This is a genomic window from Nostoc sp., from assembly GCF_036919555.1.
GTDB lineage: Bacteria > Cyanobacteriota > Cyanobacteriia > Cyanobacteriales > Nostocaceae > Nostoc.
Map to the genome: position 1 here is coordinate 15186 of NZ_JBALCS010000004.1, position 12075 is coordinate 27260.

Below are 12075 nucleotides of genomic sequence, written 5' to 3' on the forward strand. Positions count from 1 at the left end.
GGATAGAAAAAAGTTTAACCCAAGCGTATTGGAATCTATCTTTCAGCGATCGCTCTCTAATCCAACATACTCGCTCGATATTTGCTCTACGCTAATGCCGCTATTTTCTCTAACAATCCCTGAAACAACCTCAAGCCATCACTACCCCCTAGCATCGCGTCTGACGCCCTTTCTGGGTGCGGCATCATCCCCAACACATTGCCTCGACGATCGCAAATCCCGGCAATGTTATTTAGTGAACCGTTAGGATTTTCCCCTTCATAACGAAACACAACTTGCCCGTTATCTTCAATTTCTGCGAGAGTGGCTTGATCAGCGTAGAATCGTCCTTCTCCGTGGGCAATCGGCAAAGTGATAACTTCACTATTGGTATAAGCTTGCGTCCATGAGAGATTAGTCCGCTCAACTTTCAAAAGAACGCGATCGCAGATAAAATGCAAATCCCGATTTCTAGTTAACACTCCTGGCAAAAGTCCAGCTTCAGTTAATACCTGAAAACCATTGCAAATACCGAGAACAAACTTACCTTTTTGGGCGTGTTCGACAACCTGCTGCATCACCGGTGAAAAACGGGCGATCGCACCGCAGCGCAGATAATCCCCGTAACTAAAACCACCAGGTATAATTACGACATCCAAATCAGCAATGTCGGTTTCTTGATGCCAAACCATGCGAGTCGGTTGTAAGAGCAAATCTCTGGTTACATAAGCAACATCGCGATCGCAATTAGAACCTGGAAAAACAACAACGCCGAATTTCATGATTAGTCAAGGGGAGTGGGGAGTCAGAAGTGGGGAGTGGAGAGTGGAGAGTGGGGAGCAGGGGAGCAAGGGAAGAAAAAATAACCAATGCCCAATGCCCAATGCCCCATGCCCAATACCCAATGCCCAATCCCTAAAATACCCCAGTTTGGGTTTCGACCTCAATCAAATCAAAGCGGTAATTTTCAATTACGGGATTTGATAGCATTTGGTTACAAATGGTATCGAGGTCTTGACGCGCTTTCTTTTCATCAGTCGAGGTGATGGTGAGTTCAATGTACTTGCCAATCCGCACCTGGTCAACGTTATCGTATCCCAGTTGCTGAAGACCGGATTGTACAGCCACACCAGCAGGGTCTAACACTGAAGGACGAAGCGTTACGAAAATTTTGGCTAAATACTTGGTTTGCACGGGCTTTTGGTGAATGCTGCGATCGTTATACTATAACTTTATGCTTCAACTGAGTGAAAATAAGATTACGAAGCGGTTAAAGTTAATTGATCAATTAGCTCATCTAACAGCTTCAACTACAGTGGCATATTTAAATAATTGTCTATGAGAGCCATACGCACCCGCAGTCAAGAGCGTATTTTCAACCTATTGAAAACCATCAAAAAAGGCATTTCTGCTCAGGATATTTACGTAGAGCTACGTAACACAAATCAGAGCATGGGTTTAGCAACAGTTTACCGTTCCCTAGAAGCCTTAAAACTGGAAGGCATGGTACAAGTGCGGAATTTGGCTAACGGTGAAGCCCTCTACAGCCTAGCGCAGCAAGACAAACACCACCTAACTTGCTTACAATGCGGTGTTTCAATTCCAATTAATCAATGCCCCGTTCATGACCTAGAAAACCAGTTAGAATCCAGCCATAAGTTTAAAGTTTTTTACCACACCCTAGAGTTTTTTGGGTTGTGCAGTAAATGCCAGATAAATCAAGCTACTGCGATTGGTCAATAATGATAGCTGTGGTTGGCTGAATAGATAACGTCATAATTTACAACTTATCAAAACTTGATTATTCCATCACTATAAGAATGCGACAGTTAGTGCGACGCCGAATAGCCCGTCGTAGACATCGCATTCCCCTCACTAGCCATTGTAATTTTATCAAATGAGTCAAATAAAATAGAATATGAGGCAATGTCTACCATCAGGTATCGCCTAAAATTCCTTCTCTAATCTTCCACTGTACCTATTTTTTAGATACAGCAGATTGCAACAAGCGCCTCTGTACAGATTATTGTAAGGGCACAACAATGTTGTGCCCCTACCTGTGTACCTCATTTACCTGAAAAACGCTGTATCACTGAAGAAAATAGATAACTGCTCAATCCAATTACAATAATGTAAACAGGAAATTTTATTTGAGATTTAAGCCTAACTACAGGAGTAATGTAGTGTTGAGAATTAGCGTTGAAGAAGCAGCTATGAATTTAAAACCTCTCTTGGAAGGGGTAGCTAGGGGAGAAGAAGTAATTTTGCTAGAACAAGATAAAGCTGTAGCTCGTTTAGTTCCTCCGCTACAAAAGGAACAACGGTTAGCAAGTATGAAACAATTTCGTGATTCCCTTGCGATTGAGGGTGAGTCTTTGAGTGCAACTGTCATCAATGCGGGTACAGAGGAACGTCGTTGATTTATTTAAACATCGCGCAAGCTTACCGTCAGCAATCACGCAAAATTTATAGTGTTATAGAAGGAGTGTTATAGAAGGAAATCGATTTACGCGAATAACTTTTCCTATTAATGTCGATTCCGTAGAAATCACCGCATCAATATTTGTTGCTAATCGATTCCAATCTAAATCATCTTTGCACGCAATTATCCCAGTATGGTGGGGTTTAATCTTATGTAATTTAAAAAAATCACGACGATTAATAGTTAATACAGCCCGATTTTCTAATATTGCAAAATCTAACACCATATCATCAGAAATTCCGGCTTTACCTGCTTCTTGTATGGTGATAACATCATGTCCAAAAGTACGTAATAATTCTACCGATTTGCGGGGAAACTGCTCATCTGCTAACAACCTTGCCATACATCAACAAGATATTTTAAGAAGCATCTAAAATTGTATCAGCTTGTTCTTGTTCGTGAATAGCAGTATCAATTTCGTGAGGGAATGCTTCAGCATAAAGCCATGCTGTTACCAAGTCAGCTGCGCTAAGTTGAGGATATTGATCTAGAATATCAGCATCTTTAGCACTTTGTCGTCGATAACTTACCAACAGCCAAACAGGAATGCGTGTTCCGGCAATACAAGCATCAGCACCCATTACACCAGGGGTTTTGGTAATTCCATGATTGTTGGTATTAATACCTTGGGTTAAGATGCGAATTGCTTCAACCTTTTCGGCTGGTGTTAGGGATAGTAACTGTGTTTCTAACTCTTGGGCTGTCATTGGAAACTATTTAAGATTAACTATATTTTAACGGGGTTTGAAAATTTACTACACAAGTGCGACGCCGAATAGCCCGCACTTCTCTACGAGACGCTGCGCGAACGACATGGTTCGACTGCGCTCAGTACAAGTTAGTGAACATCGTAGACATCGCACTAGCTTACCGTCAGGTATCGCCTAAAATTTATTCCCCATCTTCCACTCCGCCTAGTGCTTTGAGGGTGGCAATTTCGGCTGAGGTCAAGCCTTTAATGCCTGTAATATTCATACCCTCATAGGGTCTTTCCGGTCTTAGAGTTTTTAGGCACTCGCCCGTATTAATATTCCAAAATTTAATTGTGTCATCATCGCTGCCACTAGCTAACACTTGACCATCTAAACATAAAGGCAACTGACCTTACCCTGTTACTATGTCCTTGCAAAGTACTTATGCATTGATAATTGCTCAGATTCCAAAGTTTTATTGTATGGTTATTACCACTACTGGCAAGGATTTGACCATCAGGACTGAAGGCAACTGACCATACCAATTTATTAGACCCCTGTAATGTATTCAGGCATTCACCAGTGCGAACATCCCAAAGTTTTATAGTGTCGCCGCTACTGGCGATAATTTGACCATTAGGACTGAATGGAACTGACCATACCCACTCTGTGTGACCCTTAAGAGTAAAAACTTTCTCTCCATTACTCACCAGCCGCAAACAAACCTTGCCATTTCTGTCACCCGTAGCTAACATTTGTCCATCTGGACTAAATGCTACCGATAACACAGTGCTTAAGGCTTGAATGAAAATAGAATTGGCAAGATTGGCCTCAGCAAAATTAACACGCTGTAAGCTAGCACCGCAAAAATCAGCCTTCTGAAGAATAGTATGACTAAGGTCAAGACCTGACAAAGCTGCTTTATCAACCTTCACTGCCAATGTCGCTGCATTACCCCCAACATAACCCACTTCATCTTCTGTTTTCCCCCGCGTTGCCTGAATCAGATCAACAATGCAAGCTTGAGTATCAACATTAATCATCAGTAAAAGCAAATCCATGACCGCTTTTGTGAGTGGTGCTTTGCCAAAAGTCTCCCTCAACTTCTTAAAAGACTCACTTGTAAATGCTTTTAGTGGTGCGTAGGCGTAGCCCGTCGTAGACATCGCAACACTACTCTTATGACGTGAAAAATAACCAGACCAAGTATAATCAACAGATGTTACACTCCTATCCAAACCTGACTGTGCTTGAGCTAATTCAATAAAATCGCCAGCCAACGCTCCCAACTCTGCCGCAAATTTATACGCTACAAAAAACTCTAACAGCGACCGATGCGCTGGAGTATAATCACCATCAGCATTGCGGACAAGCATCGTCTGCGCCATCATGTCATAATGCCAGTGGTCTAAGTCCTTCTCTTATTGAACGACAGAACCAAATAAGCGGCGAATGCGTTCTGGGAACAGCCGATAATTGAGACTCATTTTGTCAGTAGACAGCATTTCCCAAGAAAATTCGCACAAAAAGTATAGCTTTTCTGCCAAAGAAGTAAACGTGCGATCGCTCTTAATATCCCGTTCCATTTTCCGCCGCACCGCGTACAAATAAACCCGCGACATATCCACAGGTTTACCCGCCTCAATATCTGGCAAAGCTTCTAAAATTAACTCAGTCATCACCGGACGACGGGCTAAATCCAATAATTGCGGATTTCCCATTACTTGTTCAACCGTTGTAGCTTCCGTTTGATGCGATAACACCAGCCGAATTTGCTCGTCGTTAAATTTCTCCAGTTCCAGCACTTCAAACTGCGGTGTTTCCCCTGTCAACTGCTTGGTAGAAGCTTGCAACTCGGCATTGAGTAAAGCGCGTCCTTCCTTGGCATCGGGAAAATGTTCGGTGCGACAAGTCAAGACAACCTTAGCACCAGGAACCACCACTTTAGCCAGTTCCCAAAAGTTATTAATCATCTGCTGATGGTCAACTTTTGCTGCCATTTCGTCAAAACCATCGAAAATTAGCAGCAATTTACCCATACGGTTCAACTGGTCAAAAACTTCGCTAGTTAAACGGATATTGTGCTGTGTAAAAAAGAACCCCGCCAAAACGTTCTCGACATTTATCGCTTTGGCAAAATCCCGCAGCGTAATTACCAAAGGCAAACGGGGACGCTCAACACCGCGTTTTTGGGCATCTCGGTAACGTTGCAATGCCAGCCAAGCATAGTGGAAAGCAAACCAAGTTTCCCCCGTACCAAATTCTCCTAATATAGAAATATGTTCTTTGGCTGGATCATCCAACCAGACATCAATATAACCATCAATCCAACCATCGCGATCGCTATAGTGACTAATACCGATGCGCTGCTTAGTATCGGGGTCAATTTCCTCTTTTGTGCAGGCTAAGGGAACGTATTTTGTATCAATTTGCTGCCGAATAATTTCTGCTTCTAACCAATCGAGATAATCACTAAAATCAGCATCTTGGTCAATGAGTTCGTCAAAAGTGTAACAACCTAAGTGGCGATTTTCCTCCTTTTCCACCTCATTCCGCGCTGCTCGGGCAATCCGTCTTGCTGTTACTAACCAACCTTCATCAGTTCTCTGCTGCTCCACAGAGGAACGCAAAACAGCTACATCCTTGAGTCCAACTCAGGATGCGGTCATATCGGTTACGCCGTGTTGGTACATTGATAATCCACTCAAAATATGAATCACCCCAAATTTCATACTTTTAAAAGCGGTAGCCCAAGGTTTCAAACCAGCCGCGCATTTGTTGAGCTAGGGCGATGGCTCGACATTTATTTTCGGTGGATGTTTCGGCCTCCAGCAGTGCAGGGGAATTCTGTGCAGTCAACCGCGCCATTTCTGTACGAATACCTTCCAGCGTCGGCAACCTGTCGAGTAGTTCTTGGATATTGGCAATGCGTTGTTGCAAAGAGCCAATTTGTTGACTCATTAGTGTATCTGCTGGGTTGCGAGTGCGTTTAGCAACTTCCGCAAAAACAATGTAAAACGCAGCAATTTCCCGTCTAATGTCAATTCCCAAACTTCTAATGTCATCACCCAACGCATAGGCATCAAGCCAAGCATCAACCTCAGAAAGCAAAATTGAAGGGTTATTATGGTCAAATGCTTTGCGGAAAGCCTGTTTTATTGCTTCTTGGCGAAAAAGTTCTAAAAAAGGCTTGGGTTTCCCAACGCCGTACTCTACCAGTGCATAAGCATAAACCCCACTAAAATCTGCTGGTGGATGCTCTGGGTCAAGTTTAAACTGCTGAAGTAATTTAATTACAGTCTCATTGCGCTGAATTTTTTCCTTAATTAAAGGATTAGCGATCGCAATAATAGCGCTGATGACCTGTTCCGGGTTAATTATCATTAGTTATTGGGCATTGGGCATTGGGCATTGGGCATGGGTTATTCTTCTTGTCCCCACTCCCCCACTCCCTACTCTTAACTAGGGTGGTTATTTTCTAATCCTGGTATTTGCTTAGAAAACAACTCGTTAGAGTCAACCTGACCATTTGAGATCACCGAACGCATACCTTCAAAAGCAGCAGGAATAGTGCGCGGATCTATAAATAAGACCTTGCTGCTATCGCTTCTACCAATTGTTGCACCCATATCTAGATAGCCCAAGGCAAACAGAACTTCTACCGCTTTATTCGCATTGGGATTAGTCTGGAGCTTTTGTGCAATAATTTCTGTAGACTCTGCGATCGCCTGCGCTTTTAAAACCTGCTGCTGACGTTCCGCTTGAGCTTTCAGAACAATCGCCTTTTGTTCAGCTTCCGCTTGCAGAATTGTCGATTTTTGACGAGCTTCTGCATCCAATATTTGCGCGTCAGCTTTACCTCTGGCACTATTAACGGCAGATTCGCGTTCCCCCTCAGAAGTTAAAATTGCTGCCCGTTTGCGTCGTTCTGCCGACATTTGCAATTCCATCGATTCTCGCACCGCCTGAGACGGAATAATATCTCGCAGTTCTACCCGTGTCACTTTCACACCCCAAGGATCGGTAGCAACGTCCAAATCCTGTAATAAAAGTTCACTGATGTGAGAACGAGCAGTAAAGGTTTGATCCAACTCCAGTTGTCCCATTTCGGCGCGAATTTGAGTCAGCACCATGTTTACCATTGCCGACTGGAGATTTTCTACCTTATACCAGGCTTTTTCCATATCCACAATCCGCCAGTAAAACACTGCATCCACCTCAATACCAACGTTGTCACGGGTGATGCACTGTTGAGGAGGAATATCTAAGACTTTTTCGCGGATAGTTTCTCGGTAGACAACTCTATCTAAGAAAGGAATGACAAAGTTTAGTCCTGGTTCCAGTTTTTTGTTATAACTACCTAATCTTTCCACCAAAGCTTGATTACCTTGATTGACGACTTTCACAGATCCCGCTACAGCAGAACCACCAAGGGCTAAAAAGACAAGTAAAAAGAACTGTTCCATTGTAAGTCTCCTAATTTTTAAATATTAAGTGTCACTCAAAAGCAAAAAGGAGAGAAGAGACAAAGAGGCAGAGGAGGTGAGGGAAATCAATTCTTCCCAATGCCCAATGCCCATTAACTAAGAATTCAACAAATTTTCTGGTATCACAATCAAAGTAGTACCTTCTCTCCTAACCACATAAACTCTTTGATGGGGTGGTAGGGTAAATTTGTCATCGTCACATCTTGCTTGCCAAGAATTTCCCTCATACCGCACCCGCCCTGTTTTCCCAGGCAGAATTTCTGTTAAGGTTTCAGCTATGACTGCATCCCGAATTTTAGATTTGCGTTGTCGCGGTTGCAAAAACCGACGAGAAAGCACGATTAGGGCTGTGGAAACCAACAGCCAAACCACAACTTGCAACCATACACTTCCTAAACCCACTCCAGACAGCAGTGCCACCACAAAAGCGCTAATTCCCATCATGAAGGCGACAAACGCCGATGGTAAGAACAATTCCATTAGACACAGAACTGCTCCTGCCAGAAGCCAGATTAAGGTAAAACTTGGCATAGCGCCATCCTAAACTCTACATTGACGTAAATGTATTTCTACAATTAGATACAGCCAGACTAAGTTATTTACAGAAAGCAAAACTTGGTTTTTTTACCAATATTTTGATTAATTTCAGTAACAAGGTGTAGCTAGCGGTACACCAATCTAGTCTATTCTAGCCTTCAAGTCATTGCCAATAAGTTGATTGGTTTCTTCAATTTATACCTTTATGATTTCTACTCAACTGATAATTTATTGTATAAATCCAGGCTGTAATAGCCCCATTAATCCTATGGAAGATAGTGTTTGTGCCAGTTGCCAAACTCCTTTAGTTCACCGGTATCTTTGGGCTACTGGCTCATTGTCTGCTCAAATCTCACCAGGCACTAAGGTAGCAGACAGGTATGAGGTAATTAGTCACCAAATTTGGCTGGATACTCAGCCGGGACTGCCGCCAGATGTACCTGAAGAATTGCCAAAAGAAGTAATTCCTTATCTACTATTATATCAAGAGCGGTTACATTTGCCCCAGGCTTATGGGTTTGTTTGTAACTTTGAAAGAGATACAACTGATATCCTTTTATTGGAAAATGTGCCAATAGATGAGACAGGAAATATTTATCCAACTATTGTTGAGGCATGGGAGCAAGCAACCGCAGTACGACAAGTTTATTGGCTGTGGCAAATTCTCCAACTTTGGATACTCTTATCAGAATTGGGACTTAGCGGCAGTTTACTGGTAGTAGATAACTTGAGAGTCCAAGGTTGGTGTGTGCAACTGTTGGAACTCTATCAAACACCAGCAGATGAAAAGCTAAGTTTACAAAATCTGGGGCAGTGTTGGCGGTTTTGGGTAGCGTCTGCAAAGGCATCAGTTGCCAAAGGGTTAGAGAACATAGTCCAGCAGATGTGTGAAACTGAGGTTGAGTTAGAAGCTATTAATATTCAACTTAATAATTTACTACTAGCAGCTGCTGCAGAATTGCCATTAGTTCTAAAGGTGGCAGGTTCTACAGATATTGGCCTAGTTATGGCACAAAATGAAGACGCTTGCTACCCCAATGCTTTGAGTAACTTAGATGAACCTTTATTGTCTCACTTGTCGATTGTTTGCGATGGCATTGGCGGACATGAAGGCGGCGAGGTTGCCAGTAAGTTGGCAGTGCAATCTGTAAAGTTGCAAATTCGCGCTTTACTAACGGAGGTAACAGAACAAACTGTACTTGTACCACCAGAGTTGTTGCAGGAACAATTAGAAGCAAGCTTACGGGTAGTAAATAATGTGATTTGTGCCCGCAATAACGAACAAAAACGCCAAGGCAAAGAACGCATGGCTACAACTATTGTCATGGCGGTACAAGTTCCCCAACAAGTGCAGACGAGTACTGAGTGGCAATCAAATAATACTCATGAACTTTACTTGGCCAATGTTGGCGATAGCCGTGCCTATTGGATTACTCGCAATTATTGCCAACTACTAACAGTAGATGATGATGTCGCAACGCGGGAAGTACGCTTTGCTAAAAGCTTGTATCGGAAGGCACTTTTGAGAGCAGATGCTAGTGCTTTAACTCAAGCATTAGGGACAAGAGATGCAGAATCTTTACGTCTCAAGCTTCAGCGATTCATTGTGGAAGAAGATGGCATCCTGTTACTCTGTTCTGATGGTTTGAGTGATAATAACTGGGTAGAACAATCTTGGCAGGATTATGCAATACCCGTGTTCACAGGCCAACTGACAGTTGAAGATGCTGTCCGCAACTGGATTAACTTGGCAAACGAAAAAAATGGGCGTGATAATACGTCGGTTGTTCTCACTTATTACCGTGTTTCTCCAGAATACTTAGTACCTGTGACTCCGGCGTTGCCAGAAGAGATTATAGAAGCAGAAATACAAGAGGAACAAGAGGAACCAATTTCTTTTACAGAAAGTTCACAAACTTTGCCAGATTTGGATCTAGATTTGGATCTAGATTTGGATCTAAATCTGGATCTAGATTTGGATCTTTCAGAGGAACCATTTACAAGCCCAAAAATTCCACCAACCTTAATTACAAAACCTAATCGGGGTAAACGCTTGGTAATGCTGGGGGGAGTGTTGGCGTTGCTTGTGGGGGGTACAAGTCTGGGATTATTTGCTTGGTGGCAAATTAATCCTCAAGGATTACAGCAGATGTGTCGGCAACTTCCCCAAAGAATACAGCAAGTGTGTCCGCCTAGAAAGTAAAGAATGGGGACTGGGGAATAGCTTACAGTAACAACTACCGTAGGTTTCTCAGCTATTGTTAGTCACGAAAGTCAGGATGTTAGTGACCAATGTTTTAGCGGGAGCGGTCTGACTCGTGACGGGAGCGGTCTGACTCGTGACGGGAGTAGTCTGACTCGTGACGGGAGCGGTCTGACTCGTGATGGGAGCGGTCTGACTCGTGATGGGAGCGGTCTGATTCGTGATGGGAGCGGTCTGACTCGTGATGGGAGCGGTCTGACTCGTGATGGGAGCGGTCTAAACAGTTTCTGCATTCACAGTGACGGTTTAAGTGGTGAACTGATACTGTGAAGCGATCGCACCAGAGATAACTTTACATCACAATGGCAAAGGCGATCGCTAGCTATTTATGGAATACTGTGTTGATATATTATGGCGATCGCACCACACATAACTCTACATCACATCTTGCACCAACGTGGGAGCTTGCAAGCAATTTGACTAAGTGAATCTGCGATAAGGTAAGAGTATCATAACCTGCTCTCACCACAGGAAAGATGAATATTGACCCCGTATCTGTAGTTAATGCTATTAAAGCTGTTGCACCTGCTACTGTTTCCCTTGGTATGCAGCAGGCTCAACGTAACGAATATATTATTAAAGTTTTAAAAAGTTTAAACCTTGATCCAATACAGCCTCCCAAAGATTTTGAAGGTGTTTATGCTTATACTTTGGTAGAGTATGGCGTATTTAAAGCTGATTATATACTCAAATTTTTTAGAAAGAAAGAGATTAAAAAAGCTTTTGCCAAGTCTTTTGTGGAAAATGCATTGGCTATCAATAACGAGGAATGGAATACATTAAAAGATGAGGCACAAAAAGCCAAAATAGACTTAGCTCAGTTTCAGGAATTTCATGAAGTTTTTGTCAGTTTGGCAAAACGGTCTAGAAATCCTGGAGAAGTTATAAGTAATGTACAATTTCCAGAACACCTGAAGACATTTACAGAACCTCCAAAACAGTCTCTTTATCCAGATGAGTTTAAAGCGCTAATCGAAGAAAAAACTAAGGCATTTTGTGGTCGGGTATTTGTATTTAATGAGTTTGATGATTTTCTCAAAAAACATCCCAAAGGTTATTTTACTGTGATTGGGGATGCGGGGATGGGGAAAAGTGCGATCGCGGCCCAATCCGTCTTAAAATACAAAGCTATTTGCTACTTCAATCTTCAGGCACAAGGTCTCAACACACCAGAACAGTTTCTACAAAGTATTTGTCAACAACTGATTAATCGCTATCAGTTACAGAATGCAGAGAATGATAATTTACCTACTTTGCTGATGAAAGTAAATGAAAAGCTGGCAGCTAGTGAACGCTTGGTAATTGTGGTTGATGCACTCGATGAAGTCAAACAACCAGGGTCAGAAAATCTTTTATATTTACCCAAAAATCTGCCAGAAAGGATATATTTTCTGCTAACTAGGCGACGCTATGCCCAAAATGAAAAGCGCTTGCTGACTGAAGAAGTTGAGTGGCTGTTAGATTTAACAAAGAAGAAGTATGAGGTCTGGAATCGAAAAGATGTGAAAGAGTATATTAGTGCATTTATCAATGATGAGCCAGAGCATCAGGGTTTGAAGGCATGCATGGATTCAAAAACGCAAGATTGAGCCGCCATATTTTATTGAGCAGGTAGCACAAAAAAGTGAAAACAAT

The 12075-nt window shown here is 42.5% G+C and carries 10 protein-coding genes and 1 pseudogene; 4 read left to right on the forward strand and 7 right to left on the reverse strand.

The window, feature by feature from the left end; genetic code table 11:
• Window positions 1–86: 86 nt before the first annotated feature.
• Both purQ and purS read right to left on the reverse strand, forming a co-directional pair.
• The gene (purQ, locus tag V7K36_RS00765; RefSeq protein WP_335112366.1) at window positions 87–761 is read right to left on the reverse strand and encodes a phosphoribosylformylglycinamidine synthase subunit PurQ; all 675 of its coding nucleotides are present in this window, start codon (window positions 759–761) and stop codon (window positions 87–89) included.
• Window positions 762–894: 133 nt separating this feature from the next.
• Entirely contained in the window at window positions 895–1173 is a 279-nt protein-coding gene (gene purS / locus V7K36_RS00770) for a phosphoribosylformylglycinamidine synthase subunit PurS (RefSeq protein ID WP_335112368.1), read from the reverse strand.
• A gap of 144 nt (window positions 1174–1317) precedes the next feature.
• Here purS and V7K36_RS00775 point away from each other — a divergent pair, with 144 nt between their 5' ends.
• Together V7K36_RS00775 and V7K36_RS00780 are read left to right on the forward strand one after the other, a co-directional pair.
• Complete coding sequence (locus V7K36_RS00775) at window positions 1318–1722, forward strand: Fur family transcriptional regulator (protein ID WP_335112370.1); 405 nt, start codon at window positions 1318–1320, stop codon at window positions 1720–1722.
• 440 nt (window positions 1723–2162) lie between these two features.
• Window positions 2163–2399, forward strand: coding sequence for a type II toxin-antitoxin system Phd/YefM family antitoxin (locus V7K36_RS00780; RefSeq protein WP_335112372.1), 237 nt, complete (start codon window positions 2163–2165; stop codon window positions 2397–2399).
• Window positions 2400–2453: 54 nt separating this feature from the next.
• On the opposite strand, the gene V7K36_RS00785 is transcribed toward V7K36_RS00780, so the two are convergent.
• The 5 genes and pseudogenes from V7K36_RS00785 to V7K36_RS00805 all read right to left on the reverse strand — a co-directional run bounded on the left by V7K36_RS00785 (window position 2454) and on the right by V7K36_RS00805 (window position 8171).
• Complete coding sequence (locus tag V7K36_RS00785; RefSeq protein WP_335112374.1) at window positions 2454–2804, reverse strand: DUF5615 family PIN-like protein; 351 nt, start codon at window positions 2802–2804, stop codon at window positions 2454–2456.
• 16 nt (window positions 2805–2820) lie between these two features.
• A complete protein-coding gene (locus V7K36_RS00790; protein WP_335112376.1) occupies window positions 2821–3168 on the reverse strand; it encodes a DUF433 domain-containing protein in 348 nt (115 codons plus the stop codon).
• Between the two features lie 184 nt (window positions 3169–3352).
• Window positions 3353–6537: pseudogene (locus tag V7K36_RS00795) on the reverse strand (pentapeptide repeat-containing protein).
• A 74-nt stretch (window positions 6538–6611) separates the two neighbouring features.
• Entirely contained in the window at window positions 6612–7619 is a 1008-nt protein-coding gene (locus V7K36_RS00800; protein WP_335112378.1) for an SPFH domain-containing protein, read from the reverse strand.
• Window positions 7620–7736: 117 nt separating this feature from the next.
• The gene (locus tag V7K36_RS00805; protein ID WP_334827613.1) at window positions 7737–8171 is read right to left on the reverse strand and encodes an NfeD family protein; all 435 of its coding nucleotides are present in this window, start codon (window positions 8169–8171) and stop codon (window positions 7737–7739) included.
• Window positions 8172–8382: 211 nt separating this feature from the next.
• On the opposite strand from V7K36_RS00805, the gene V7K36_RS00810 reads away from it, so the two are divergent.
• Both V7K36_RS00810 and V7K36_RS00815 read left to right on the forward strand, forming a co-directional pair.
• A complete protein-coding gene (locus V7K36_RS00810; protein ID WP_335112380.1) occupies window positions 8383–10380 on the forward strand; it encodes a PP2C family protein-serine/threonine phosphatase in 1998 nt (665 codons plus the stop codon).
• A 536-nt stretch (window positions 10381–10916) separates the two neighbouring features.
• Complete coding sequence (locus tag V7K36_RS00815) at window positions 10917–12029, forward strand: AAA family ATPase (RefSeq protein ID WP_335112382.1); 1113 nt, start codon at window positions 10917–10919, stop codon at window positions 12027–12029.
• Window positions 12030–12075 lie beyond the last annotated feature (46 nt).

Coding starts and splice junctions, on each gene's coding strand:
- V7K36_RS00790 (WP_335112376.1), bottom strand. CDS start 3,168: ATGACAGCCCAAGAGTTAGAAACACAGTTACTATCCCTAACACCAGCC.
- V7K36_RS00800 (WP_335112378.1), bottom strand. CDS start 7,619: ATGGAACAGTTCTTTTTACTTGTCTTTTTAGCCCTTGGTGGTTCTGCT.
- V7K36_RS00775 (WP_335112370.1), top strand. CDS start 1,318: ATGAGAGCCATACGCACCCGCAGTCAAGAGCGTATTTTCAACCTATTG.
- V7K36_RS00805 (WP_334827613.1), bottom strand. CDS start 8,171: ATGCCAAGTTTTACCTTAATCTGGCTTCTGGCAGGAGCAGTTCTGTGT.
- V7K36_RS00810 (WP_335112380.1), top strand. CDS start 8,383: ATGATTTCTACTCAACTGATAATTTATTGTATAAATCCAGGCTGTAAT.
- V7K36_RS00815 (WP_335112382.1), top strand. CDS start 10,917: ATGAATATTGACCCCGTATCTGTAGTTAATGCTATTAAAGCTGTTGCA.
- purQ (WP_335112366.1), bottom strand. CDS start 761: ATGAAATTCGGCGTTGTTGTTTTTCCAGGTTCTAATTGCGATCGCGAT.
- V7K36_RS00785 (WP_335112374.1), bottom strand. CDS start 2,804: ATGGCAAGGTTGTTAGCAGATGAGCAGTTTCCCCGCAAATCGGTAGAA.